Below are 21824 nucleotides of genomic sequence, written 5' to 3'. Positions count from 1 at the left end.
GGGTTCCTATTATGGTTGTACGGTGAACAGACTGATAGTGGTTTCATATTGCCAATCTGCTGGTGCGTCGGTATTTGGGAAAACCTGTGTGGCTTCAACAGCAGCCCCACGCGATCGGTTGAAAATAACGGAATGGGTTGCGCCATTGTCTAGCGTTAACAGCATTTTCAAGCCACCAATCGCTTCTTTGGCTTTAAGCGCATCTACTGTGGTTTTGGGAAGCCAGGAGTCAGTGAGCGTGATGGGTTGGCCGAATTTTTTAACGCCTTCTTGTACAACCAGACCACCTGTAATAGTGCGGTCGGATTGCTGAGCGATCGGTCCCCAGTTAAATTGGTCGATCCAGAGCATGTTTGAAATATCAATATTATCTAAAGTCATTCGGTAGTACTCATTTGGGCTTCGGCTAAGTAGTCGAGCAGGGCGTCTATGTCCTCAGGGTTTCCAGACACTGTTGAAGTGCCTCCCCCTGGGAGTCTTAAATTAACGCTACTGCTTTTGGTTGGGCTTTCTTTGGTTTGAGAAGGTTCGGGCGCTGTGGATTTTTCAGTTTCTTTAGTTTCTTGTGCTGCTTTACGCTCTTCTGTTCGTTGCCGTTCACGCTCGCGATTGATTTCTTTTAGAACGTCTAGTGACTCTCGGTAATCTGTCACGGCCGCTGAATTACCAGCGGCTTCAGCTTGTTTTATTAGGGCTTCAAGTTCCGATTTTTTCTGATCATATTCGCGCTGTTCAATTTCGTCGTAGTTGCCTTTTAGTCGATCCAATTCATCTTGGAGGTTGCCTAAAGTATCGCTGGCGCTGTCACTGAGTGACTCCATTTCACGGCGAGCGCTTACAATGGCGTTTTCTAGATTTGATAAGTCTTTGCTGTCGAGTAGGTCGAATGTATTTACAGCATCTTGAGCCGCCCGTACCAGGGCGTTACCACTTAAATCACCGCTGTCGATTTCATTCATGAGCTCTTGATAAGATAGTTTTTGTTTATAAAATGCGGCGCTGGCTTCATTGCTAGCAATGGTCAGTTGCTGCCTAAAGCTATTTAAGCCAGTCGCATCAACACCTATAGAAGCTATGCCCTGGCGGGTCTCTATGGCCGCTCGTTGGGCTTGTTGCATAGCGGCTTTCAATTGCTCGGTGTCGTTTAATATTGGTGTTGTATCGAAGCCAACGCGTTCATTGAACAGGTTCGCCGTTTGATCACTTAAGCCTTTTAGCTCAGATACAGTGGCGTTTATGAAGTCACCCACCACTTTTGCCAGAGCAGCGCCGGCATCGGCTTGTTTCTTCATTGCCTCGGTGACTTCTTCAGCGGCTTGCGCCACTTCTTTGAATCCTTTTTTGGCGTTTTGGTTTGCTGTATTGATTTGCTGACCTGAGTTGGTGGCTTCGTTACCAGTTTCTTTAATGGCGGTTTGTACTTTCTTTTGGCTAACTAGGCCTTCATCACCCGATCGCTTCAACTCATCGTTTAATTGATCTACGGCGACAGTGCTGTCGCCAGCTTGATTTTTCGCTGCCTGATACGCTTCAATAATTTTTTGCTCTGCAATCTCGGCTTCAACACCTGTTGATTTAATGACTTCTATGACGGCCTGAAAATCGGTGACGGCTTGGCTTGCGCTGGCATCGATACCGGTTTCAAGTTCAGAGAAGCTTAGGCCCAGCCGGCTAAGTTCATCGGCTAAGCCCGTTTTAAGAACAGCCCCTAATGCGCGGGCTTTGTCTTCTGCGTTGGTGAAAGCGGCATCAATGGTGGTGCGGATTCGATCTAAATCACTGAAATTAATATCGCCGGTGATGTCACCTAATGCCTTAGACAACTCCTGGCTCATTTCGGAACCAGAGTTTTCAATTTCTTTGAGCAAGGCGTTTAGTGTGCGCACATCATCGAGGTTTTTTAGGTCTAGGCTTTCGCCAGCGGTTTTAAAAGCATCGGCCGCACTCATGCCATTGGCTTGTAGCTCTGCAAAACTATCAACGGCTTGTTGTGCGGCAATAGATAAGTTGTTTTTAATCGCCTTGGCCACAAAATCGTTAGCTTCTTTAAGTGACATCATCCCAGCGGTATGGGTTTTGTACAGTTCGAGAGCTCGTTTTGTTTCATCATCAAGGTCCGCACCTGCGGCCTTAGTTGCTTGAGACTCACTGACCTTTAAGCGTAGGTATTCTTTTATATTGCTCAATTTTAGTTCGTAGGCATCGCGCTCTTGTTTGGACATTTGCAACAACGCTTCAGTACTTTGGTATTCCATATCTCGAACAGTGCCAAGGGCTTCGGCTTGCTCTCGAAAACCAGCTGCCAGATCAAACATATTGTTTTTGAACTGATCATTAATTTGCATGAGCTGACGTTGGCTTTCTTCATATCCCGACATTTTTGAAAACAAAGTATCGAAACCTGAGATAGCAGCCTTAATGCCTGTGACAGCAACGGTAATGGCTATCGTAGCGGGTAGCGCGCGCATCGAGGCAGCTAAAATACCCATGTTGCCGGCAGATACTTTAGCGGCACCGCCAGCAATTTTAGCGGCGGCACCGAATTTACCTAAGCCCACCATGGCATTGCCAAGTCCACGATAAAAAGCGCCTGCTGTAAGTATGGTCGCGATAGAGAGTATTTCAGTCTTGAACTTAACTAGCGTTTCAATTGTGACTTGAACGCCCTTACTAATGTTCACCATTGCGTCGCTAATAGATTTTGCCCACGACTTTAATGTTCCGTTACGATCAAGTTCTTTTATGGTTTCTAGCAGGCTACTTAGTCGCTCTTTGGCGTAATCAAGCGCACCCGCATTAGCAATTTCATTTAAAAAGGATTGCCATTGGTCTTTTAGATTCGATATGTACCCAGAGAGTGTGGTCATGTTTGCCAGGGCAGCGCCGCTGGCTTGATTCCCTAACTCTTCCATAAGTTGTTTAATAACGTCACGGCCTAGCTTGCCGGCACTACTCAGTTTTTGTAACTCTGCAGTATTCTTACCGGTGACTTTTTCTAAGGTCTCCCAAACTGGAATACCTTTTTCGACTAACTGCATGATTTCTTCACCCTGCAGTTTTTGTTTTGCCCAGGCTTGGCCAAAGGCAGTGACCACACCATTCAACCGCTCCATGCCACCGCCTAGCCGTTCGTTGGCGTCAACGAGGTTTTGTAAGGTGCCGTCCATTGGGTCCAAACCAAAGGCTTTAAGCTTGGTGAACTGCTCCGTCACTTGCTCAAGTTGAAGTGGCGTTTCTTGGGTGAAGTCTTTAATCCAAGCGCTGGCTTGTTGTGCTTTTTCAGAGCTGCCCGTTAGTGCTTCGAGTTGTTTGTCTAGCTTTTCAAAGGAATCACCGGTTTGCAGAATACTGCCACTTAAGCGCCCGATTTGCCGAAAACCAATAAAAGCTGCACCGACTGCCAGGGCTTGTTTCGCTATACGCTTTAACGCGCCTTCCGTTTTTGTAGCTGACTTCTCGGTTTCGCCTCGTAAGGAACGTATCTGTAATTCAGTTTGTTCATAGGCTCGTTCAATTTCTTTCGCTGATAACGAGCCAGAGTTTTTAAGTGTCGCGAAGTGTTTGCGAACTGCGGCAACTTGGCGTTCGATTTCTTTATCTGGAATAAAGTTCAGTTTGTCACGCGCAGAAGCTTCAGATTTTAATTTGTTATAGCTGTGTACCAGGTCGGCCATTTCACCATCAACACCATCAAGGGCGGCTTCACTCGTTTCGGCTTGCTTGGCAATTTCCTTAAACGCTTTTATGTCGGGTGCTTGCTCGCCTAACTCTTTCAAGGTTTTATTGAACAAGGTATGGAACTGGCGCATATTGCGGGCGCCACTCGTTGCATCCAGCCCAAGTTTTATGGAATAGAGACGTTCATCAGACATAAGAGTTCTTCATTAAAGACGAGGGAAAGCAGGGGCAAGCGCCCCCACAATTAGTTGGTAAAGGTTACTTTCACGTATTGCGATTTACCCGCTGCCACGATGTTGCCTGCAGACAGTAAATCAAACTCCAATGGCATTTCAGCAAAGTCATCACCTAACCAATCCATGCCAGAGGCTGGGCTGAATTTAAGGCGGTGAATAATGATTTGAACAGCGCGGCCTGAGTCGGCCTCGTTCAAACCATCAAAATGCAATTCGTACTCTTTGCCAGAGTTCGTGAGCATTTCAACAACATCAGCACCTAGAGAAGTGTAAGACAGCTTTACACCCAGTTGATCGATGCTTCCACCCCCCATAACAATGATGCCGCCATTACTTAGCTGGTAGTCAGTGCCTTCTACTAGCGCTAAATCAGCTGAGCTTTTCACGGTGACTGTTTGTGCCTTGTCATACGGGAAGTTAAACGGAATGAATTCATCATGAACGCCGGCGCTGTTGTGTAACTCATCGGTGATGGTTGTACCTGCCACGGTGGTAACATCGGCACGCAAGGCCATCGCCATGTTGCGTGAATTAATGGTGTTGGTGTTCATGTTACCCGTCGCACCGGTGATGCGAGAGACAGAATCCGCAACGCCGCCGCCTGGGTTTTGATGGTCTGCTAACGTTTTTTTGTCTTCTTCGAAAGCGAATGCTAATGAAGATACATTACCAACGGGTAGCAGCGGGTCAGTGGTACCACGCTCTTTTAAATAAACGCGGCCACTGCCAATATAGGATTTTAGATCCATAGGTTTCTCCTGGTATAGGTTTGGGGTTATTCAACGAAATGGGCAGTTAGCTGGAAATCAGCACTGGACTGCGGTTGTTGCTCAATAAAAAGGGTAAATGAAATATCACTGGCACTGATCCGGGCACTGGCCAATGTGGGTTGCTGCTGCGCCAAACCTAATGCTTCAAACACTTCACGAAGCAGTGAGGTTAAAGCCGATTCGGCATCTTCTTGTTCTACAAATATCTCCACGGCCCAAACACGTTGATATTTTATCTTTGGCACGCTAATGCCTTCGATCCGTTCAAATTTAGGTTCCATCACCAAAACTGGGTAAACAGGGTTGTTGATCCAATCTACTGACTTGCCCGTTATTACAGTGAGCCCAGGTATTGTTTCTAACTGTGCCTTTATGGCTTGGCTAATGGCCGTTGCGTTGATTGTCATCGTAGGTTCATCGCTTTGGTTAAGTTGTTTTCAAAATAGGTGGTGAGCTTTAAATAAATTTTTTCTTCAAGGTCGGACTCGGTTTTCAGATATTCCGCAAACAACATGGCTGGGCTTGGTCCAAGTGCCGGCGCTAATTTGTTACTTTGTTTTTTATTGGTTCGCATAGGTCGCGGATTTTCCGACTTGGCTTTGGTGTTTACAAAACCAATGGCCGTTGTTTTACTTTGAAAACCTTGAACTTCAATGTGCCCTCGTGTTGGGTTTTCTCCAGAGACAAACCGAGTACCATTAAAACTAGCGGCATAGATCCGTTGGCCAGAGGGGCGAACAAAGGCCCAAGGGCTTCCTTTTTTTGCTCGAGTAATGTTGGTCATGGCTTGAACTAATTTCTTTTCTGGACCAAGTGTTGCGACCTTTTCAGAAAATGTTTTACGCAACCAAGTAGCAGTACTGTTAGCGGCCTTGGGAGCGGCGGCCAGAATTTCAGATTCAAACGCGCCCAGGTAAGTGCCCAGCCCCGTTAAACGGCTGGTATCAATGGTGAAGCCGTTCATGCTGCAACTATTTGGTATAAAATGCCGTCATCAATGCCCGGCGCTAAGCCTTCGACGGTTAATGTTTCAGGCCCAACCGTCACTAAATCACCTCGTTCTGGGCTTCGCTCTAATTCAATTTGCAATAGTTCAATTCGGTGCCGTGTTTCAGCAATGCGGCCAACTTCACCGATATAATCTAGATCTCGCTCTATAAAAATTCGTACCGTTTTTGGTTGGCCCACCAGCGGAGTGTAAGTGGCGTTGATTCCAGCATATTCAGTGCAAACAGATTCGTAACCGTTACGAACTTTTGTACTTAGTCCGGTCCAGCCGATTCGTAATAAACGGCCACCATGTTCAATCCAATCTCCTGGTGTTAATGGTGGCAAATTACGGTGTCGTAGGGTGACTGAATTGGGTTGTTCTAAACTTTCTATAGCTCCAACAGTCCCAGGAACATCGGCTAACCATTCCGCCCAAATGGAACTTACGTCACCGGATTGATGCGTCACATTTACTAAGGTATTTAATCGACCTGCGCGCATTAAATTTCTCCATACCAGCGGTGAGGGCCCCAAAGGTAACTAAGCGTTCGTTCGAATGAAGAGACAATGGTGCCCGTGACTTCAAATTCTCGGTTTGCATACAAACTGGCGCCAATTAAGAGAATGCCAGCTTTAATACCCGCCGTTACAACCATGGCATTGGCCGGTGCGTTTGAATCCGAGTCTAGGGCCGTTTGATCGATGTAAAGCGCTCTATTCAGGTCGGCGGCGGCCGCTTCACTGGCTGCAATCGCAATGGTGGTTAGCAACGAGTCTTCGGCTACATGCGTAACAGGTAGCCGGCACTGAAGCTTGAGCTCTTCAAGAGACACCAACATTAGTCGGCTTCCTTCTCGGGGCGTTTACCCGAAGCGATAGCAGCTTGTTCGCCATCGACCACACCCGCACTTACAAGTTGATCGACAACATCAACCGGCACGTTGTGAATCTGGCCGCACTTCAAGCCAAAGGTTTTATTATCTACAAGCGCTAATACTTCAATCGTTTCCTGTTCTGTTTCTTCAGGCGGTTTGGCTTTCGGTGGTTCGTTTTCTTGTGGAGTGGATTGCGGTTGCTCGTTTTGGATTTGTTTCTTCTTTGACATTTTATTTTCTCCATACTGAAACGAAAAAGCCCCAGCGGATGCCAGGGCCTAAATAATGATATTTTGTTTAATTGAGTAAACTAGAGCTTTTGTAGGTTGTTCTCTATCATGAATTTTCTTCCTTTTTGCGTTAAGTCAAGATTGTTTCCATTACCCATCTCATCAGGGATTTCTTTGATTAAACCTAACTCAATGAGTAGGTTAATATCGTATCGAGTGGATATCTTATTTTTTGATTCATAGACTAAACCCATTTCCTGATATTTAAATGGGTTATTGCCAATCTTATTCAAAATATTAATTTGGCTGTTACTTAAGCTTGAAGAGGTGTTACTAAAAAATGATTCACTTATAGTTTTAGATCCATCTTTTTTAATTCCGTCTAGATCGCCTTGTTTAATTTCATTATTTATTGATATTTCTGAAAGGACACCTTGCTTGGCCGGTGACAATTCGTTTGGACTTTGAAGTTCAGTTTTTAAATCAGATATCTCTTGGTTTTTTTCTTCTATTATTGATTCAAACTCGCGTTCTAGTTCATTAATTTTTAATCTTAGCTTTCTAGCTTCATCTTCGGTCAAAAGTGTTTTACCTTCAATTTCTTTTTTTAAATTTGAATTGATAGTTTGTTGCGTTTGAGTAAACCTAAATACCCATCGTGCTGGATATGGGTAAATAAAAATGTACGCTAAAGCGGATATAAGTGGAAATAACACACCAGTCGGAAGAAAATCATTCCAAGTAGGGTATAAAGTGATCTCTATATATTTTATCGTTTCATGTAGGTCGAGGTCTGAAAATAATACAAGAATTATCTTGTAGTTCCATAGCAACCATGAAATGACGAAACTCCCCATTAACGGACTGACTGCACGCTCATAGAGTTGAGCACGGACTGATGTCAATATTTCTTTAAACATTGGGTTCCCTCAAATTTAATAATTCTCTTAGATTGTCATATTGTAGGGTTTTAGCCAATAGGAATATGTGATTTTTCCGTTTTATGAGTAAGGGTCCCCGAAGAAACCCTAGTTATATTTCATGACTATGTAGCTGAGTTCTGGTAATGCTTAACCGCACCGCCAACATCCATGTTGTTACCACCAGATCGCATGAACGCTAAGAAACCAACTTGGCCATACTCCATGTATGCGGAATCATCGAACCGTAGTAACACCATTTGCATCACATCACGGATGATGTATTTGCTGAAATCACCATACAAAATCGATTTCGCACTAGCGGCCATTTCGGGCATATCCTGGTTAATGGTGTAAGGGTTGCCATCGATCAAATCAGGCTCGCCCATATCGTAACCAGGCATCCAGATTGGCTTAGAAGTGCTTGGGTCTTTGAGTTTCTTCAAGGCTTTCAATGTTTGGTCGTGGAACATCCATCGCGCTTTGCCAGCTTTGCGGTAGGCAGGGTCTACAGCGTGTTTTAAGTCCAGTAGATCATCGGTAGACACGGTGGAGACTTGGCCGGTTGAACCGATTTTGCCTGCTGCAGAGGCGGTAACAATACCTTCAGGCTGTGCAACCCCCGAACCAACGGTGTAAAACTCATTGGTTGATCGGCCTAAACGTTCGACAATTTGGTTTCGAATGAATGCTTCAAGATCAATCACGCTGTCTTGTAACAGTTCGATTGGCACAGTGATCACTTTAGAGCTGAACTTGTACGCGAACAAAGACTTGGTACCAAAGGTCGGATCTGATTTAGACACTCGTTGGCTTTCTGGTACCAGTTCACCTTTATCTGATGTTGAGTTTGAGGTTGGATAGGGCAGTTCGGTACCGCGCTCGGTTTGAATGACCGTCGCCACTTCACGCATGCCACCGTATTCTTTTAGTGCCGATATCACTGTTCGGGCGTAGTCGTTTGGTGCAAGGTAACCACCATCGGCGCCAGTGCCCGTACCCATAGCATTTTGTAATTCACGATGACGAGCACCTACATATTGAAGCTGCTCATTGCTTAAGCCATCGCGGCCGCCACGTAACCAGGCACTGAAAATGGCCTTTTCTTGGCTTTGTTTAAATTCAGCTTGATCGTTACTGATGCCTTCGCTGTTCGCGCGGTCTTGAATGTTATTCTTTTCAGCGGCTTCAACATCCATAACTTTTTGAAAACGATCGGTTTGCGCATCGATGCTGCTGATCTCTTGCTCTAGGGCATCGTATTGGGTTTGGTGCTCATCTTTCCAGACTTCGGTTTTTTCCACCAGCTGGCGCAACTCTTTGGCTTTGGCCGCGCGCTGTTCCCGCAGTTGTTGAATCGATTTCATGTATATTTCCTCATTAGTAGACATAAAAAAACCGCCCGTAGGCGGCTGGTTATCAGCGGGAACCCGCTAATATGCGATTGCTTCGAGCATGTTCACTCGACGCATTAAATTGTTTCGATGTTCTTGCACTTTTTGTTTACTGTCATCGATCGGTGATTCGATTTTGATTAAATTAGTGGGGGTATTGGTGTAGGCCGATAGATCCCAATTGCTTGAGTTTTCGGTGTCATCTTCACCAGAATAAATGCGATCGGCAAAACCATGTTCGTTGGCTTCTTCGGCCGTGAACCATGTTTCAGAATCCATCCATTGTTTAATTTGCTCCGGTGCTTGGGCTGTCTTACGTTGGTAATCTTTAACAATAGAATCATCAACTTTGTGCAACATGCCCGCTAGCTCTTCAAAGTCGTTGGCATTGCCTAAACCCATTGTCCAAGCGTTGTGAATCATGAAGAACGCACCTTCAGCCATTTCAACTTCATCGGCCGCTAGGGCGATATAGGTGGCGGCAGAAGCGGCCAACCCATCAATGTGAGCAATGACTTTGGCTTTGTGTTGTTTCAACGCCACTTGTATTGCGCGTGCTTCAAAGACATCGCCACCTGGGCTGTTAATGCGTAGGTGAATAGTTGCAGAATTCACATCAGCCAATGCAACGGCAAAGTCTTCAGCGGTGACGCCATACCAACCGCCGATCGCATCATAAAGATAGATGGTTGTTTCGTTGCCTTCGTTCTTAATGGTCAAACCGGTACCTGTCGCTTTTGCTGGTTGGTTTTGGGCAAAGAGCTGTTGCAGCCTATTCGTTAGTTTGTTTTTGAGCATTCTTTTGACTCCATTGGACCAGTTCATCACCACCGGTCACCGGCGGTAAGTTTTGTAATTTGCGTATTTCATTGACGGTCATGTAACCAGGGCCTGAAGAACCACCCAATGCTTTGCCGTAGTATTCTGATTGCGCTTTTGAATCACCGCGCATCAGGCCGTCAACGTTAAATTCAGGAAAGTATTTTTCATTAGGACCGCCGCGGCGAAATAGCTTTCGGCGTAATTCTTTTTCAATGCCGTCTAAATGTGGCTTCAAAGTGTATTTAACAAAACCAATACCCATAGACTCAACACCCGTTCCCCAGCTCGATGTTTTATCGGTTTCGCCGATCATGAACGGTGGCACTCCAAAAATACGGGCGATGTCGATTACCTGAAATTGGCGCGATCCTAAAAGCTGGGCATCTTCCGCGCTCATGGTCAGCTCTTTAATGTCTATGCCTTGAGGTAAAATAGCGGGTAAGTGCCGGTTGCGGCCGCTGTGTTGCTCCATCCACGTTTGGCGTAGTTGCCGAACTGTATCGTCAGTTAATTTGCCCTCGGCTTTTATTGCAAAGTCCGGCTTGGCACCGTTGGCAAAAAACTGGCTGCTGAAATCTGTTGTCGCCAATGAAAGGCCAATGGCATCACGCGCGGCAGATTTTAAGGGCGATAAACTGCGCAACCCGTCATAACCCAGCCCAGAAAAATGCAACACATCATCTTGGTGTAACCAAAACGGGTCGCTGTCGTTTGGGAATACCCAATAAATTAAGTAACCGTTTTTCTTTTCCGGCTCAACAATGCGTGGATCCAACGGTATTATTTCTTGAACCTCTGCGCCTTTTCGGTAAATCGCTGCAAAACCATCACCGTGTAACAATTTACTTTTAACGATGTATTGCCAAAACGTTGAAGACAACCACATTGGGTTTGGCTCGGTATTGATTAACCAGCCATAAGGGTGATCAACTTTTTCGCGGCCATCTTCCGTGTGCTGGTAAATTGGAATGGGTAAACCAGAGATTGCCCCAGCAATTAATCGTACACATGCGTAAACGGCACCCACACTCATGGCGGTTTGTTCATTCACGGCCAAACCTGCAGCTGAAGTAATGCCGTTGGTTAGCACATCAAAGGCTTCTGAATCCTGCAGCGTCCAGTTTTGTGTGTTCGCCAAATCGTGCTGAAGATCAACAACCTGTTGTTCGAGCACTTTGGATTTACGGTTAAATAGCCACATTAGAGTAAGATGATCTCCGGTTGAGTATCGGTTTCGACACCAGCCAACACACGGCCAACGGCCATGATTAAAGCAACGGCACCGTCAATTTTGCTGTCTTTGTGTTCTTTAATTGGGCGCATAACGTCATCATTGCCTGGTATGTACTTGGCAACGACATTCATCAAAGAGTCGGTCATGACGGGGTTACCATCGTGATGAAAACGGCCGCTGTTAATGGCTGCCTCGAGTTCTTTCATACCGTCACTCATATTGGTGTAATTCTGAGTAATGGTGACCGGGTTAAGCCCTTCATCATCCAAATGGTGCGAAAGGTTCGTTGCGCCGTGCGGATCAACCGGGCATTCAATCACTTGGCCCTCTTGATTGGCTTCAATGCAACCGGCTAGTATTTCTCGGTAATCAATTTCGGCGCCGTCTGTTGGTGTTAAGTGGCTACTCGATACCCATTTTTGATATTTTTCAGCCAAGCGCCGATTGTCGTTATCGAAAACGGTATCTTCTGGCACCCAGAATTTAGGCCAAACACTGTAGTAATGACGCTTGCCATCGATGTCACGCCAAAACAATCGGGCCATGCTGTTCATGTCTAATTTGCGGGCAAGGTCTAACCCCAACACACACTCACTGCCTTTGAAGTCTTCTAATTTTAATGAGTCGTCATAGCACGCCTTCCAGCGCTCCATGTTGAAGAACGCCGTTTTCGAACTCACCCAAATATTTAGATGTTTGGTTTTGAAGGTGTTTACGAACCGTGGATTATTAATCGCTCGTTGTTGCTGGCTGATCAAGTAATCTTCACGAACCGACACCCCCATATTTGGGTTGGCCTTACGTAAAATAGCAGGATCGGTCCAATCGTCGCCTTCATCAATGGTGTAAATAGCGCCAAACAATTCATCGTTTGGTGTTGAGCCTTCCAGCATCTCTATGACTTCACGGCGCTTGTCATAGCAGGGGCCATCAATGTTGTAGCCGGCGGTTGTAATGGTCCAAATAAGCGGCTGACTTCGCGCGCCCATGCCGGTTAACATCGTGGAATAAAGCGAATCCGTTTGATGTTCATGGTACTCATCAACGATCGCTAAACTTGGGCTTTGTCCATCGCCAGGGTTACCAATGAGCGGTTCGAATCTCGCTTCATCTGTTGGCCTGTTTAGGTTTTGTGCGTTCACCACAATGCCAAAGTGAGCCAACATATCGGGCGAGCGCATACACATTAAGCGAGCAGGGCGGAACACCTCCCAAGCTTGCTTTTCAGTGGTCGCCCCTGAATAAACTTCAGCACCAAATTCACCATCGGCCGCGAACGCATAAACACCAACGCCGGCACTGATTGCGCTTTTTCCGTTCTTCCTGGGAACCTCTGTATAGACCTCCCTAAATCGGCGTAGCTTGGTTTTCTTTACCACCCACCCAAATGAACAAGCAACAATGAAAAGTTGCCAAGGCTCAAGCTCGATGAGCATGCGCTTTTGGGCCCATTCACCTTTGGTGTGCGGTAAAAGCTGAATGAACCGGCAAGCTTTATCGGCTTTTTTACGATCAAACCGATACTTAAACTTGGTATCTTTCTCCTTTGCTAAGTCGTCTAAGTGCCGTTTACAGGCCAGTTTAATGAGCCGACCAGTAACAATCTTGCCGGCGACAACGTCACGGGCGTATCGATTCGCCTTGTTGACGTTATTGAAGCTAGCCATGTATTAATCAAATTCGGCCCAGCGGTTTTGGCCGACGCCCTTATCTTTACCCGCTATGTTTTGTCGGCTAGAAGGGTCTAAACCTAGCTTTGAGCCAAACGCATTTATTTGCCGTGCGGCTTCGTTTTGGATCATCGCGGCTGGGTTACGAACGGGCATACCAGTATTGAAATTCATGATGGTTAGCCCGTTTTCCTCTAAATCGCTTTGTGCTTCCCAGTAACGAGAGAAGGCTTTGCAATAGAGCATAAGCACATCTTTGTCGGTGGTTTTTAAAACACCAGCTTTTGCCAGGGCGTTGGCTAATTCGTTCCATTTGCCCGTGGCAATAGGATCATTTTCAATTTCCAGTGGGGGCTCGATTTGTTTGAGTTCGCCGAAATCTGGTTCATGCGGATTCATGCGATCTTTACGAGCAGTGCCACCGACCACCTTCAATGCGGTGGGTATTTTCTTTCTGCCCATTAGTGATTAAAACTCCCCAAATAAAAAATGTGTTTTTTGGCAATGTAAAAATGTGATTGGAGGGACCATCGAGCAAACTCAGGCCCCAAGGTTTCGACCCGCCCCCCGTCGTTCAGCGATGGTCTTGGCCTTGTGGCACGCACCACACAACGATTGCAGGTTGGTGACGGCATCAGTACCGCCCAATGCTTTAGACTTGATGTGATCCACGTCGGTGGCTGCTGTCGCTATGCCATTTCGTTTGCATTCAACGCACATATACTCATCACGTTGTAAGATTTGGATGCGTAATGCTCGCCATTCTTTGCCATAGCCTTCACGTGTTGATGTTGTGTGTTGATGACTGCGACGCCAACCGGTGGCTAACGCTTGATGATCATCACAATAGCCATGCTTGTTTCGATGCTTAGCGTTGCAGGTACGAACCAAGCAAAGGCGAGCGGTGCGTTGTGGCATATTCATTAACCCTTGCGCATAGCTTCAGTGACTTTCGGTGCGATCTTCTCGGCTGATCGGCCAACCACATAACCACCCAAACCAATTTGTAACAGCGTCCAAGCCTCAGCACTTAACCGAAACTCGGTGTAGCCCATGGTATCCATTACAACTAACACCAAGAATGTAAGCATGGTGATAGGGCGCCAGTTACGTTGCAGCCAGCTTTGGCCAGTCGCTTCGGCAGTGATGATTTTGGTTTTAGAGTCGAGTAACTTACCCTCGTACTCCATAACCTTGAAAGCCATTTGGGTTTGCAGTTCAAACAGCTTATGTTTTATCTGTAAGCGTTCTTCATCACTGGTGTGTAAGCTATCAACCAGCTCGGTCACTGGGTTAATGATCTTCGCTATTGCATCAAGCCATTTCATTGAGTTCACTCCACCATGGTTGTACATCAAAGCAAGGGCATTGCTTGGTCACGCCTGGTAAGTCACGGTGACCGATCACCTCCGCGCCCTGGTACCAATGCAACAACCCGCGAATATAAAGTTCTGCTGATTCAAACTGATCTTTCGTAAAGTTATTCTCGGCACTGCCATCGATAGCCATACCACCCACCAAACAAATGGCGAATGAATCATGGTTATAGCCGCGAGCATGTGCACCGGCGGCACCTTCCTGCCGACCCATTTCAATAGTGCCATCACGTAAGATCACCGCGTTGTAACCGATATCGGACCAGCCATTGTCGTTCACATGCCAATCACGAATGAGGGCGGCGTCAACGTGAGTCTGGTGCGCCTTGGTTGCTGAGCAATGAACTACAATGCGTTTAGTTTGGGTACGTTTTTTCATTGATTCACCTGTGATTCGAAATATCGATCAACTCTTTCTTTTACCTGACTTATGTCCTGCCGACTCTCTGTATCCAGCCGATCAATTCGCCCATCTTCCAAGTTTATTTTTTTTGAGAGATGCTCAATTGCTAATTCATTACTTTGTATTTCAATTTGAATGTAATTAACCCAGGTGAATACCAGTAAAACCAATAATGTGATTGCCAGTGTGACCCAGCCTGACTTACTATTTGTTATCATCATATTTGCGCTCTCTATCTTGAATCTGAAGCTGAAACTGCTGCTTTAAAATTTTGAAGCGCTTATGGTTATAAACCCAAGCAACCGTGAACCCAGCAGCAGCCAATGTGAAACCACCCAAGCCCAGCATTAACGAGATAACCTCACTATTATCAACCATCCAATACAATAGTGGCGATGACCCAGCACTTAACCCTCCAACCTTGGTGACTGCTTGGGCGTTATCTATTACGTGTTGGCTAGGGTCCATATAGTAGAGTCTCACTGGCACAAAAAAGCCTAGCTAAAAAGCCAGGCTCAGAAAAAGAAAAACCCGCTGGTGGGCGAGTTCAAAGAATGCGATTTATCCTAATGGCACCAAGGCCACGATAGAGATATTAGTAACAGATCCGGCACCGGAGTCAATTAGCTAATGTTGTATAAATGTAAGGCTAATTTTAAAAAGAGAATAACAAATAATGATACTTGAAACAGTCGTGCCAATTAATGCTAGGTACTTAGCAATTAAGTTAAACATACATTAATGCTCGATCCAGTTAGTTTAGTTTGGCTCTGCTTTCCGAAAGCTTCTTCACCATATTTTGGATTTCAGCCACACCAGTTTCGTGTTGTTTAGCAAGATCAAGCATTGCGCGGTGAACCATCCAAGCAGCTGAAACATCATAGCCAAGCGCCTCAACATCAGCTAATACATACTCAACGGGGTTTTGAAATTCAGCACTGAACAGATCGGCGATATGCATATCGGTAACCCAGCTTGAGGCAGCAGGGTAGTCGCGCAATCGATGCTCTGAAAACTGGCGCTTAAGATCAGAGTTTTGAATTTTAGCTGCCTCTAACTCTCTATTAGTTCTAGCCAATTGGTATTCAAGGCGATCTACTTGGTTTGAAAGGGCTTGCTCACGGTGGGTATCTTTTTTGATTGTGTTTTCTGAAAATAGTTTAAACATGCTGTTCGGTCCTTAAGGGTTAACATGATGACGATTTATATACTGTTAACCCTTTGAACCTGAACAGAAGATGAATTGACATTTTTTTTACAGCATACTTAAAACAGTAATAGCTAGAGAGGCAATGGCAATAATCAAAGATGCTGTCGAAAAGAACATCGCTCGTTTAGAAGATTTATCTGAATGCTCGTATTGCATATAGCTCAGATATCCAAAAATTGCTTCTGGTTTCAACTTCCAATCAAAAATATAGCTCATAGGCATGTTAGGTTCTAAATGTTCAGTTAGGAAAGTGCTATCTCTAATTAGTTTGAATTCAGACTCTGACATTTTCGATGCATCTAAGCCAAGTTGCATATGATATGCACTGTCCTGTGATATTGCGAATTCAATTAGTTTTATATACTTATGTTTAATCATTTATAACCTATTTATTTGAATTGAGATGTTAGTTTTAGAATATCCTATATTTTAGGTCTCTAATATTAAATCAATTAAGTATAGGTGAAATCAGAATGTTTTTCTCTACGAGTATTGTTGCAATGGTATTTTCTTCTACTAAATGATATACAGTCGATTTGAGTTAGATATTCTCAAGATGGGTGTAGTTGATGGTGACTAAATTTTAACTTTATATTGAATTTTTAAACCTTCCTTTACAATTGCATTGAGGCAGATAAGACTTAAGTTATTTGATTTCTGAGCTGGGATAGTAGATATGGATTATACGGTAATGTTAAAACCTTTGTTTGAGTCATTTTGGTATTTCATACCAATTTTTATCTTCATCACAGTCCTTAAAACACCTTGGTTTAAGGGCGTTATAGGTGAGTTTAAAGTCAATTTACTATTTAAGTTACTTCTACCCAAAGAAAAGTACACATTGATTAAGAATGTAACACTACCAACAGAAGATGGTACAACTCAAGTAGATCATATCTTGGTATCGAAATTTGGTGTTTTTGTTATTGAAACAAAAAACATGAAAGGTTGGATATTTGGGACTGAGAAGCAGTCTCAATGGACTCAGAAAATATATAAACATACAAGTAAATTTCAGAACCCTCTTCGCCAGAACTACAAACACACTAAAACAATTGAAAATTGCCTAGATATTGATCCCAAGTTTATCTTCTCCTTAGTCATATTCATTGGTGACAGTACCTTTAAAACTCAGGTGCCAGAAAATGTTACACACTCTGGTGATGGTATTAAGTATATCAAATCAAAAACAATGGAAGTTTTTTCTCAAGAACAAGTAAATCAAATAATTGAACAAATAAATTCAGGTCGACTACAACGTGGTTTTAAAACTAACCGAGCGCATGTTGCACACGTAAAAAGCATTGTAGAAACAAAAGAGTCTTCAAGAACCAAAAGAATTGAACCTACTTTTACAGAGCTTCATGAAGCAGGCAAAGAGGACGAGCGAAAGTTAGAACCATTAAGTAATGTAACAATTTGCCCAAAATGCGGTTCTAATATGCTTCTTAGAGTATCAAAGAGAGGACAACATATAGGCCAAAAGTTTTGGGGTTGTTCATCTTTTCCAAAGTGTAGAACTGTCATTAAAATTCCTTAACATTGACTAAGGTATCTATGGGGTTAGTTCAGGTATCAGGATAATCAACCCGTTTTCCGCATAGAAACCAACACCCAAATCGCATCCTTAGCCTTCTCCAACTTACTGCGATAAGTACGCTCACTAATCGCCAATTGCCGATAAGTAAGCTGCTTCGCATTACCTCCATCCTCAAACCGAGCATCGCCATACTTAGGGTGGGCGCGGTACTCCGCTCGAATCACTTCAGCGGCCTTGGGGTCTCTAAGGGCTAGGGCGCATACAGCCCGCTCAATCTCCATTTCTCGATCGTCACTCACCACCGGCGCACGGTCATTTTTTACGAATTCAGAGAAGCCTGGCGCAACGGGTGAGTAGCCTAGACCTCTGATCGAGTAGTTGCCCACAACATAACAGGCCCATTCGTCTAATCTGCGTTCAAATTGCTCGTTGTTCATTAGTCTCCAAACCCACCGTTTACGTATTTTGCCCGTTGCTTCATAAGCTCTTTGGGGTACATGGATTCCTGCAGGGCTTCGGCCTGTTTCTTCTCCATGTACGGTTTTAAGCCTTCTATGATTGATTCCAGTACTCGTATGCGATCGCCACGTTCAGTTAGTCGTAATCTCAGTTCAACCACCAGCTCATCGGCAGTTAAGGATTCGCCTGTTTCTTTCAGTACTACGCCACCCCCATTGCAGGTGAAGCAGATCATTTCGTGAAACACGCCTTTGATTAATCCTGTGCCTTTACAGTCATCACAGCCTTTTAATGGCCGCTTTGTCTTTTTGTAGCTTGGTCCGTGCTTTTTCGTCATTGCTCAGCACGGCGTTGATATTTCAATTGCTGCAAATAAACCCATCCAAAGTAAGCTGCGCTTCGAGTGTCTTTATTGCTTTTACCTGTCCAGCCTGTTGTTGCGGCTAAATGACGGCTACCAACAGCAGGTTTTATGGTTCCCCAATTGCCCGATCGTGGGGCTATTTTTACGATCGCTTTGTTTTGGTATGCCAAAAACTCAAGAATGTGACGAGCTGTGCCTTTGACCATGCCCACACCTTGCGCCATTTTGGATTGAGCCGCGGCTTTGTGATGTGTGTTCCTGGCGTACATGAAGCTATTGGCTTCTACATCTTCAACAACAAACACTCCATCGACTTCTTTGGTGAACTCCACCAGTGAGGGCAACGTTAGGGTTTTAAGTTCTACTAGCTTGCCATCGAAATAACAGGCCACGCCGCTTTTGTCGGTACCAGGATCAATTGCAATGATGGTTTGCATGGTTAGTACTCCACCAAATCAAAGCTAAGGTCGCGTTCTATGTCTCGTATCTCCTTTTCGAGCTCTAGGCGCCGGCGTTTTGCGTTGAATTCACAATCAGCTTTGGTATTGGCGGCTTCAAATTTTGGGCAGCTTGCGCAGTCATCGGTTTTCACATTGCGTATGGGTGAACCACACTTAGGGCAATTGGTATCTACAACGTATTCACCCTTGGCTAGCGACGTGTGTGCGTTGAAGCTTGGGCTTTTTCGTTTGCTCATGAATTCATCCTTACCAGTTGGTGGCCATAACATCGCGTAAAACGGCGCGAACACGTTCACGGGCTTGTTTTGAGTTACTTGCCGGTACTTGGTTAACTTCTTCTCGAAGCGCCAAGCGTTGGGCGACTAGATCGGGGTCTTCGTCTTCCCAGCGTTTGCTTGAAAGCCACTTTTCGGCGTAGCAGGGTGTTTGGCCTGCCTCGATCTTCAACTCTCGTTGGGCTCGTTCGATGGCCGCACCGGTTAAGATCATCACCAAGAGTTCTCGGTTCAACTCAGCAGCGGCATGATCGGTCTTCTTGGCCCAATGAATTTTTAACCAGGCATCGGCGGCAGGGGCTTTGCCCTTTTTGTAATTGAACGTTTCCCAGAACTCCATGAAGTTCGCTAGGTTCTCACCACTGAGCTTTCGATTCTTTGCCGTGATGTACACTTCGGGTTCATTCGAAATAACACCAGGAACGTTTTCTTGATCAGTGAGTCGCGTTACCGGCTCGTCAGAGCTGGTTGCGCAAATCTTTTGTTTTGTAACTGGGTGGTTATCTTGGGTGGTTAAAAGAATGGGTGGTTCTGCGTCCCGTTTTTGGGTCGATTCAATCGTTCCGTTATTGGGTTGTTTCATCGTCCCGTTTTTGGGTTGATTAGATTCTATATCGACCCGTTTATGGTCTGATTTAATCGACCCGTTTTTGGAATCATTCCGCTTTTGGGCTGGTTTATTTTCATCGTCTTTCGCCTTTTTGCGGTCTTCGATCTGCTCTTTCTTCCAGCTGGTTTCATGTTCACGCAAATTAACGTCAACCAGTTTCCATACTTTAACGCGACCAGTGCGGCCTTTGCGTTTGCCAGTGTCTGCAATAAAACCTTGCTGCTCTAATTCCGATAAGCTTTTCTTAACCGTCTTGAGGTCTAGCAGAGTGTCTAGCTCTAAACGTTCCGTACTTGGCCACGCTTCAAGTTCTTCCGATGCGCGATCGGCTAAGCTAATTAGAATCAGTTTTTGTGATGACTTCTGTGGCGCGGATTTCAGCGCCCAGCGTAATGCGTCTAAGCTCATTGGGGTACCTCCAATCGCCACACACGGATTTTCCGCCGGCAGCCTGCTCGTTTCTTTGTATCGGTAATAAACCCAAGCCGTGCCAGGGCAGGGAGGTTACGGCAAACTGTTCGCTCGTTAAGTTCGGTGGCTGTTGCCAGGTAAAACACGCTAGGTGAGCATTCGAAGGTTTCTTCACATAAGTGTGCTAAGGCAAGAAGGGTTAGCTTTGAACTGGCGCTACCCGTTTGTTGGTTCATGGCCCAATCGATTATCTGCTGTCTACTCATCTTCAGAATCCAGAACCAAATTTTCATTAACCTTCACAACAAACCAAACTTCGCCATTAACTTGCATTTCATCGAGTTCAATTAGCTTGGTACGTGAAAGTGCTATTAGGTTTTGTGCGCCGGTCCAGGCATGGGCAGCCACCAGCGGCGCATATTCAGAGATAGCGCGGCCAGTGATGTACCACCAGCGGTTGTCGTCTATATCGACATACTGCGTTAAGTTGTTTCGGATGATTTGATGAACAACAGATAAAGTACATGCCTGGCTAAGTGTTAGACCCTGAGCAACAGCTTTGACTAGATCTATTTTGATTTCACCAACCGGCTTGCGTTTGATGTTTGGTGCCTGGGCATCTTTGGTTATATATAATGTGGTTGCTTGTAGTGACATGGCATGCTCCAAATATTCGTGTAAATCGCATTACTGGTTGTATTCACATAGTGATTGCTCGCCTTAACTCTCCCTCTAGTTCTGTCACAATGTGTGTATGTGAAAAAGAGAGATTTAAGGATGTGAATGAATCAACCTGTTTTTAATTGTTCTTGTTGTGGTGGAAATACATCGTCGAGAGAGCAGGTAACTCCTGATGCCTGCAATGCTGAAACAAGAATTCTGGAAACAATCAGTGTTGGCGTGCGGCCTCCTGACTCATAAAGGGCTACTCGTGACTGTGGTGATAAAAAGCCGCAGCGCTTACCAAGCTGTTCTTGTGTAAGCCCAGCTTTCTCTCTATAGGTTCGAAGTTTGGACATGGGTTTCCTGCATTAAATGACAAAATGTAGTGTTATTAGACACCGCATATTGTCATTATGCAATCATTTCATTTTGTGGTGTTATGTTTCTTATGAATTAAACCAGCTAAATTGGCTAAATTATGGATACGACAGGCGCTAGAATTAAATTTGGACGAAAAGAAGCTAAGCTTTCCCAACGCGACTTGGCTATAAAATGCGGATGGGGGGATAACCAAACACGCATTAGTAGTTATGAAAGCGATAGAACTGAACCAAATTATTCAGATATAGCGAAAATATCGAAGGTTGTGGGCCTTTCTGCCGCTTGGTTGGCATTTGGTGGCTCATTAGACAATCAGACTATAGAAGTATCTACAGCCCCTTCCGATGATGGTGTTTATTTGCCTTTATTGTCAGAGCCTGATATCGCTAAAAATTCGGACTCACTCAATCTGTTAGAGCCAGAAGAGCGTGTAAGGCTTACTGAATCTCAACTAAAAGAGGCGAGGGTGTCCGTTGATTCTGCTTATTGCGTGATTGTAGAAGGCGATCAAATGGCTCCTGCACTTCCCGATGGTGCAATAGCAGCCTTTGATACCAAAAACACCACAGTGAAGGATGGCGAGCTGTATGTTGTGCAATACGGGCCATTAGTGCAGGTTAGGGTGCTTGAGCGATTACCAAACGGTTATCGGCTTAAAGTATTCAACGATCGTAACTATTCAGCTACTGAGGTAAAAGGCGATGAAACCGGAAGTCTCGCAATATTGGGGCGTGTCTTTTGGTATTCGGTGTTGAGGTGAAGCATGGAGTTTCAATAATTTTTTGAATCTAAAGGTTCATGCTAAGTACTAGCTATGGTTAGACTCAAAGGCAGGTGTCCATATCCGCCTTT

General features: G+C 45.0%; 30 protein-coding genes. 2 read left to right on the top strand and 28 right to left on the bottom strand.

Annotation, left to right across the window (positions count from 1 at the left end; translation table 11 throughout):
* Nucleotides 1–9 precede the first annotated feature (9 nt).
* The 21 genes from ACI882_RS16130 to ACI882_RS16030 form a co-directional block, all read right to left on the bottom strand.
* Complete coding sequence (locus ACI882_RS16130; RefSeq protein WP_411746064.1) at nucleotides 10–381, bottom strand: hypothetical protein; 372 nt, start codon at nucleotides 379–381, stop codon at nucleotides 10–12.
* Complete coding sequence (locus ACI882_RS16125; protein WP_411746652.1) at nucleotides 378–3872, bottom strand: tape measure protein; 3495 nt, start codon at nucleotides 3870–3872, stop codon at nucleotides 378–380. The genes ACI882_RS16130 and ACI882_RS16125 overlap by 4 nt, the downstream gene beginning before the upstream one ends.
* Nucleotides 3873–3922: 50 nt before the next feature.
* The gene (locus ACI882_RS16120; RefSeq protein WP_411744881.1) at nucleotides 3923–4663 is read right to left on the bottom strand and encodes a hypothetical protein; all 741 of its coding nucleotides are present in this window, start codon (nucleotides 4661–4663) and stop codon (nucleotides 3923–3925) included.
* A 26-nt stretch (nucleotides 4664–4689) separates the two neighbouring features.
* Nucleotides 4690–5091, bottom strand: coding sequence for a hypothetical protein (locus tag ACI882_RS16115; RefSeq protein WP_411744882.1), 402 nt, complete (start codon nucleotides 5089–5091; stop codon nucleotides 4690–4692).
* Nucleotides 5088–5648, bottom strand: coding sequence for a hypothetical protein (locus ACI882_RS16110; protein WP_411744883.1), 561 nt, complete (start codon nucleotides 5646–5648; stop codon nucleotides 5088–5090). Before ACI882_RS16110 ends, ACI882_RS16115 begins: the two co-directional genes overlap by 4 nt.
* The gene (locus ACI882_RS16105; RefSeq protein ID WP_411744884.1) at nucleotides 5645–6175 is read right to left on the bottom strand and encodes a hypothetical protein; all 531 of its coding nucleotides are present in this window, start codon (nucleotides 6173–6175) and stop codon (nucleotides 5645–5647) included. The genes ACI882_RS16110 and ACI882_RS16105 overlap by 4 nt, the downstream gene beginning before the upstream one ends.
* Complete coding sequence (locus ACI882_RS16100) at nucleotides 6175–6513, bottom strand: head-tail connector protein (RefSeq protein WP_411744885.1); 339 nt, start codon at nucleotides 6511–6513, stop codon at nucleotides 6175–6177. The genes ACI882_RS16105 and ACI882_RS16100 overlap by 1 nt, the downstream gene beginning before the upstream one ends.
* A complete protein-coding gene (locus tag ACI882_RS16095) occupies nucleotides 6513–6779 on the bottom strand; it encodes a hypothetical protein (protein ID WP_411744886.1) in 267 nt (88 codons plus the stop codon). The genes ACI882_RS16100 and ACI882_RS16095 overlap by 1 nt, the downstream gene beginning before the upstream one ends.
* Before the next feature lie 80 nt (nucleotides 6780–6859).
* A complete protein-coding gene (locus ACI882_RS16090; RefSeq protein ID WP_411744887.1) occupies nucleotides 6860–7699 on the bottom strand; it encodes a hypothetical protein in 840 nt (279 codons plus the stop codon).
* Between the two features lie 125 nt (nucleotides 7700–7824).
* Nucleotides 7825–9066 carry a phage major capsid protein gene (locus ACI882_RS16085; RefSeq protein WP_411744888.1) on the bottom strand — a complete coding sequence of 414 codons (1242 nt, stop codon included), beginning with the start codon at nucleotides 9064–9066 and terminating at the stop codon, nucleotides 7825–7827.
* Nucleotides 9067–9132: 66 nt separating this feature from the next.
* Nucleotides 9133–9891 (bottom strand): head maturation protease, ClpP-related, encoded by a 759-nt coding sequence (locus ACI882_RS16080; RefSeq protein ID WP_411744889.1) that lies wholly within the window; start codon nucleotides 9889–9891, stop codon nucleotides 9133–9135.
* Nucleotides 9866–11116, bottom strand: a complete 1251-nt coding sequence (locus ACI882_RS16075) for a phage portal protein (RefSeq protein WP_411744890.1) — start codon at nucleotides 11114–11116, stop codon at nucleotides 9866–9868. Before ACI882_RS16075 ends, ACI882_RS16080 begins: the two co-directional genes overlap by 26 nt.
* The gene (locus ACI882_RS16070) at nucleotides 11116–12816 is read right to left on the bottom strand and encodes a terminase large subunit (protein ID WP_411744891.1); all 1701 of its coding nucleotides are present in this window, start codon (nucleotides 12814–12816) and stop codon (nucleotides 11116–11118) included. Before ACI882_RS16070 ends, ACI882_RS16075 begins: the two co-directional genes overlap by 1 nt.
* A 3-nt stretch (nucleotides 12817–12819) precedes the next feature.
* On the bottom strand, nucleotides 12820–13281 hold the full coding sequence (locus tag ACI882_RS16065) for a phage terminase small subunit P27 family (protein ID WP_411744892.1): 462 nt from the start codon (nucleotides 13279–13281) through the stop codon (nucleotides 12820–12822).
* A gap of 78 nt (nucleotides 13282–13359) precedes the next feature.
* Nucleotides 13360–13737: an HNH endonuclease gene (locus ACI882_RS16060; protein ID WP_411744893.1), complete on the bottom strand. Its 378-nt coding sequence runs from the start codon at nucleotides 13735–13737 to the stop codon at nucleotides 13360–13362.
* 5 nt (nucleotides 13738–13742) lie between these two features.
* A complete protein-coding gene (locus ACI882_RS16055; protein WP_411744894.1) occupies nucleotides 13743–14147 on the bottom strand; it encodes a 3TM-type holin in 405 nt (134 codons plus the stop codon).
* Nucleotides 14134–14574 carry an N-acetylmuramoyl-L-alanine amidase gene (locus ACI882_RS16050; protein WP_411744895.1) on the bottom strand — a complete coding sequence of 147 codons (441 nt, stop codon included), beginning with the start codon at nucleotides 14572–14574 and terminating at the stop codon, nucleotides 14134–14136. The genes ACI882_RS16055 and ACI882_RS16050 overlap by 14 nt, the downstream gene beginning before the upstream one ends.
* Nucleotides 14571–14819 carry a hypothetical protein gene (locus ACI882_RS16045; RefSeq protein WP_411744896.1) on the bottom strand — a complete coding sequence of 83 codons (249 nt, stop codon included), beginning with the start codon at nucleotides 14817–14819 and terminating at the stop codon, nucleotides 14571–14573. The genes ACI882_RS16050 and ACI882_RS16045 overlap by 4 nt, the downstream gene beginning before the upstream one ends.
* Entirely contained in the window at nucleotides 14803–15087 is a 285-nt protein-coding gene (locus tag ACI882_RS16040; RefSeq protein WP_411744897.1) for a hypothetical protein, read from the bottom strand. Before ACI882_RS16040 ends, ACI882_RS16045 begins: the two co-directional genes overlap by 17 nt.
* Nucleotides 15088–15352: 265 nt before the next feature.
* Complete coding sequence (locus tag ACI882_RS16035) at nucleotides 15353–15766, bottom strand: hypothetical protein (protein WP_411744898.1); 414 nt, start codon at nucleotides 15764–15766, stop codon at nucleotides 15353–15355.
* An 87-nt stretch (nucleotides 15767–15853) separates the two neighbouring features.
* Entirely contained in the window at nucleotides 15854–16186 is a 333-nt protein-coding gene (locus ACI882_RS16030) for a hypothetical protein (protein WP_411746929.1), read from the bottom strand.
* A gap of 298 nt (nucleotides 16187–16484) precedes the next feature.
* Here ACI882_RS16030 and ACI882_RS16025 point away from each other — a divergent pair, with 298 nt between their 5' ends.
* Nucleotides 16485–17348, top strand: a complete 864-nt coding sequence (locus tag ACI882_RS16025; RefSeq protein WP_411746928.1) for an NERD domain-containing protein — start codon at nucleotides 16485–16487, stop codon at nucleotides 17346–17348.
* A 44-nt stretch (nucleotides 17349–17392) separates the two neighbouring features.
* On the opposite strand, the gene ACI882_RS16020 is transcribed toward ACI882_RS16025, so the two are convergent.
* From ACI882_RS16020 to ACI882_RS15990, 7 genes are all read right to left on the bottom strand, one after another.
* Nucleotides 17393–17785, bottom strand: coding sequence for a hypothetical protein (locus ACI882_RS16020; protein ID WP_411746002.1), 393 nt, complete (start codon nucleotides 17783–17785; stop codon nucleotides 17393–17395).
* Nucleotides 17785–18144, bottom strand: a complete 360-nt coding sequence (locus ACI882_RS16015; protein ID WP_411746001.1) for a hypothetical protein — start codon at nucleotides 18142–18144, stop codon at nucleotides 17785–17787. The genes ACI882_RS16020 and ACI882_RS16015 overlap by 1 nt, the downstream gene beginning before the upstream one ends.
* Entirely contained in the window at nucleotides 18141–18608 is a 468-nt protein-coding gene (locus tag ACI882_RS16010; RefSeq protein ID WP_411746000.1) for a hypothetical protein, read from the bottom strand. Before ACI882_RS16010 ends, ACI882_RS16015 begins: the two co-directional genes overlap by 4 nt.
* A gap of 2 nt (nucleotides 18609–18610) precedes the next feature.
* Complete coding sequence (locus ACI882_RS16005; RefSeq protein WP_411745999.1) at nucleotides 18611–18868, bottom strand: hypothetical protein; 258 nt, start codon at nucleotides 18866–18868, stop codon at nucleotides 18611–18613.
* Nucleotides 18869–18878: 10 nt separating this feature from the next.
* A complete protein-coding gene (locus ACI882_RS16000; protein WP_411745998.1) occupies nucleotides 18879–19925 on the bottom strand; it encodes a helix-turn-helix domain-containing protein in 1047 nt (348 codons plus the stop codon).
* Between the two features lie 261 nt (nucleotides 19926–20186).
* Complete coding sequence (locus ACI882_RS15995; RefSeq protein WP_411745997.1) at nucleotides 20187–20585, bottom strand: hypothetical protein; 399 nt, start codon at nucleotides 20583–20585, stop codon at nucleotides 20187–20189.
* Nucleotides 20586–20716: 131 nt separating this feature from the next.
* Nucleotides 20717–20947, bottom strand: a complete 231-nt coding sequence (locus tag ACI882_RS15990) for a helix-turn-helix transcriptional regulator (protein WP_411745996.1) — start codon at nucleotides 20945–20947, stop codon at nucleotides 20717–20719.
* Between the two features lie 122 nt (nucleotides 20948–21069).
* Between ACI882_RS15990 and ACI882_RS15985 the strand changes: the two genes are divergently transcribed.
* Nucleotides 21070–21732: an XRE family transcriptional regulator gene (locus ACI882_RS15985; RefSeq protein ID WP_411745995.1), complete on the top strand. Its 663-nt coding sequence runs from the start codon at nucleotides 21070–21072 to the stop codon at nucleotides 21730–21732.
* Nucleotides 21733–21824: the final 92 nt, after the last annotated feature.

This window comes from Reinekea sp. (genome assembly GCF_046710285.1).
Taxonomy (GTDB): domain Bacteria; phylum Pseudomonadota; class Gammaproteobacteria; order Pseudomonadales; family Natronospirillaceae; genus Reinekea.
This window is presented reverse-complemented; position numbering and strand designations above follow the sequence as displayed.

What these genes read in the sequence shown, in the direction of transcription:
- ACI882_RS16130 (WP_411746064.1), bottom strand. Translation starts at nt 381, where the DNA reads ATGACTTTAGATAATATTGATATTTCAAACATGCTCTGGATCGACCAA.
- ACI882_RS16125 (WP_411746652.1), bottom strand. Translation starts at nt 3,872, where the DNA reads ATGTCTGATGAACGTCTCTATTCCATAAAACTTGGGCTGGATGCAACG.
- ACI882_RS16120 (WP_411744881.1), bottom strand. Translation starts at nt 4,663, where the DNA reads ATGGATCTAAAATCCTATATTGGCAGTGGCCGCGTTTATTTAAAAGAG.
- ACI882_RS16115 (WP_411744882.1), bottom strand. Translation starts at nt 5,091, where the DNA reads ATGACAATCAACGCAACGGCCATTAGCCAAGCCATAAAGGCACAGTTA.
- ACI882_RS16110 (WP_411744883.1), bottom strand. Translation starts at nt 5,648, where the DNA reads ATGAACGGCTTCACCATTGATACCAGCCGTTTAACGGGGCTGGGCACT.
- ACI882_RS16105 (WP_411744884.1), bottom strand. Translation starts at nt 6,175, where the DNA reads ATGCGCGCAGGTCGATTAAATACCTTAGTAAATGTGACGCATCAATCC.
- ACI882_RS16100 (WP_411744885.1), bottom strand. Translation starts at nt 6,513, where the DNA reads ATGTTGGTGTCTCTTGAAGAGCTCAAGCTTCAGTGCCGGCTACCTGTT.
- ACI882_RS16095 (WP_411744886.1), bottom strand. Translation starts at nt 6,779, where the DNA reads ATGTCAAAGAAGAAACAAATCCAAAACGAGCAACCGCAATCCACTCCA.
- ACI882_RS16090 (WP_411744887.1), bottom strand. Translation starts at nt 7,699, where the DNA reads ATGTTTAAAGAAATATTGACATCAGTCCGTGCTCAACTCTATGAGCGT.
- ACI882_RS16085 (WP_411744888.1), bottom strand. Translation starts at nt 9,066, where the DNA reads ATGAAATCGATTCAACAACTGCGGGAACAGCGCGCGGCCAAAGCCAAA.
- ACI882_RS16080 (WP_411744889.1), bottom strand. Translation starts at nt 9,891, where the DNA reads ATGCTCAAAAACAAACTAACGAATAGGCTGCAACAGCTCTTTGCCCAA.
- ACI882_RS16075 (WP_411744890.1), bottom strand. Translation starts at nt 11,116, where the DNA reads ATGTGGCTATTTAACCGTAAATCCAAAGTGCTCGAACAACAGGTTGTT.
- ACI882_RS16070 (WP_411744891.1), bottom strand. Translation starts at nt 12,816, where the DNA reads ATGGCTAGCTTCAATAACGTCAACAAGGCGAATCGATACGCCCGTGAC.
- ACI882_RS16065 (WP_411744892.1), bottom strand. Translation starts at nt 13,281, where the DNA reads ATGGGCAGAAAGAAAATACCCACCGCATTGAAGGTGGTCGGTGGCACT.
- ACI882_RS16060 (WP_411744893.1), bottom strand. Translation starts at nt 13,737, where the DNA reads ATGCCACAACGCACCGCTCGCCTTTGCTTGGTTCGTACCTGCAACGCT.
- ACI882_RS16055 (WP_411744894.1), bottom strand. Translation starts at nt 14,147, where the DNA reads ATGAAATGGCTTGATGCAATAGCGAAGATCATTAACCCAGTGACCGAG.
- ACI882_RS16050 (WP_411744895.1), bottom strand. Translation starts at nt 14,574, where the DNA reads ATGAAAAAACGTACCCAAACTAAACGCATTGTAGTTCATTGCTCAGCA.
- ACI882_RS16045 (WP_411744896.1), bottom strand. Translation starts at nt 14,819, where the DNA reads ATGATGATAACAAATAGTAAGTCAGGCTGGGTCACACTGGCAATCACA.
- ACI882_RS16035 (WP_411744898.1), bottom strand. Translation starts at nt 15,766, where the DNA reads ATGTTTAAACTATTTTCAGAAAACACAATCAAAAAAGATACCCACCGT.
- ACI882_RS16030 (WP_411746929.1), bottom strand. Translation starts at nt 16,186, where the DNA reads ATGATTAAACATAAGTATATAAAACTAATTGAATTCGCAATATCACAG.
- ACI882_RS16025 (WP_411746928.1), top strand. Translation starts at nt 16,485, where the DNA reads ATGGATTATACGGTAATGTTAAAACCTTTGTTTGAGTCATTTTGGTAT.
- ACI882_RS16020 (WP_411746002.1), bottom strand. Translation starts at nt 17,785, where the DNA reads ATGAACAACGAGCAATTTGAACGCAGATTAGACGAATGGGCCTGTTAT.
- ACI882_RS16015 (WP_411746001.1), bottom strand. Translation starts at nt 18,144, where the DNA reads ATGACGAAAAAGCACGGACCAAGCTACAAAAAGACAAAGCGGCCATTA.
- ACI882_RS16010 (WP_411746000.1), bottom strand. Translation starts at nt 18,608, where the DNA reads ATGCAAACCATCATTGCAATTGATCCTGGTACCGACAAAAGCGGCGTG.
- ACI882_RS16005 (WP_411745999.1), bottom strand. Translation starts at nt 18,868, where the DNA reads ATGAGCAAACGAAAAAGCCCAAGCTTCAACGCACACACGTCGCTAGCC.
- ACI882_RS16000 (WP_411745998.1), bottom strand. Translation starts at nt 19,925, where the DNA reads ATGAGCTTAGACGCATTACGCTGGGCGCTGAAATCCGCGCCACAGAAG.
- ACI882_RS15995 (WP_411745997.1), bottom strand. Translation starts at nt 20,585, where the DNA reads ATGTCACTACAAGCAACCACATTATATATAACCAAAGATGCCCAGGCA.
- ACI882_RS15990 (WP_411745996.1), bottom strand. Translation starts at nt 20,947, where the DNA reads ATGTCCAAACTTCGAACCTATAGAGAGAAAGCTGGGCTTACACAAGAA.
- ACI882_RS15985 (WP_411745995.1), top strand. Translation starts at nt 21,070, where the DNA reads ATGGATACGACAGGCGCTAGAATTAAATTTGGACGAAAAGAAGCTAAG.